Consider the following 1,297-nt stretch of genomic DNA (forward strand, 5'->3'; position numbering starts at 1 on the left):
CCCCGGGCGGGGGGGGGGGGGCCCCCCCCGCGCAAAACGGAAAGAGCCGACCCCGGCCGGGGGGGGCCCCCCGCCCCCGCCCAGCTGACCCCCCGCCCCCCCCCCGACGCGCGCGTCCACTTGTGACTTCGCGGCACCGAAGGCACGTGGGACGGCGTCACGCGCTTGGTGCGGCAGGATTCCGGGCGTGGTGAGGCGGACGTCCGCATCGGTGCGGCGAGGCCGGGGCACCGGTCGTTCACAAGCTGTTCCTGATGTGTGAAATATTCAGACATCAGGGACAGATTGACGCAAGTTTACCGCTCCGACAGGCTCCAGAGCCGTCCCCCATCCGGTCTGGAGGTCCCTGTGCTCCGACTAACTTCGTATCTGGCCTCGTTGGCGCTCGTCGCCGTGGTGCTCGTCGTCGGCGGCGGCACGGCACAAGCCGACGGCTGCTACACGTGGAACCGCTCGCTCTCCCAGGGCGCGTCCGGCGAGGACGTGCGTCAGCTGCAGATCCGCCTGTCCGGCTACCCGGGCTACGGCGCGGTGCTCGCCCTCGACGGCTCGTTCGGCCCGGCCACCCGGTCGGCCCTCATCCGCTTCCAGCAGGCGTACGGCCTGGCCGCGGACGGCGTCGCGGGTTCCGCGACCTACTCGCGGATCTACGCGTTGCAGGACGACGACTGCACGCCGATCAACTTCTCCTACGCCGAGTTGAACAACTGCAACTCCACCTGGTCGGGCGGCGCGGTCTCCGCGGCGACGGCGAAGGCCAACGCGCTGGTGTCGATGTGGAAGCTGCAGGCGATGCGGCACGCGCTGGGCGACCAGCCGATCCGGGTCACCAGCGGGTTCCGCAGCGTCGCGTGCAACAACGCGGCGGGCGGCGCGTCCAACTCCCGGCACCTCTACGGCGACGCGGTGGACCTGGGTGTGAGCCCGCACTCCCTGTGCCGCCTGGCCCAGCAGGCCCGCAACCACGGGTTCAACGGCATCCTCGGCCCGGGCTACCCCGACCACAACGACCACACCCACGTCGACCACCGGGGCAGCCGCTTCTGGTCGGCCCCGTCCTGCGGTATCTGACCGATCCGACAGGGCACACCCCCGGCGCGCGCGGGTCCACCCCTCCGCCCGCGGGCGTCGGTCCCCGGGTCCCGCGGGCACAACCCCTTCACCCCGCGGGACCCGTGAGAACCGGGGGGGGGGGGGGGGGGGGGCCCCCCCCCCCCCCCCCCCCCCCCCCCCCGGCGCCCCCCCCCCCCCCCCCCCGCGGGGGGGGGGGGGCGCGCGGGGGGGGGGCGATAGACTC

At 74.1% G+C, this 1,297-nt stretch carries 1 protein-coding gene; it reads left to right on the forward strand.

What is annotated here, in order from left to right; all coding sequences use genetic code 11:
* The first annotated feature begins 369 nt into the window (after positions 1 to 369).
* On the forward strand, positions 370 to 1,071 hold the full coding sequence (locus ACFXGA_RS35275; RefSeq protein WP_378095758.1) for a D-Ala-D-Ala carboxypeptidase family metallohydrolase: 702 nt from the start codon (positions 370 to 372) through the stop codon (positions 1,069 to 1,071).
* Positions 1,072 to 1,297: the final 226 nt, after the last annotated feature.

It is taken from the genome of Actinosynnema sp. NPDC059335, from assembly GCF_042752395.1.
In the GTDB taxonomy this organism is placed as follows: Bacteria; Actinomycetota; Actinomycetes; order Mycobacteriales; family Pseudonocardiaceae; genus Actinosynnema.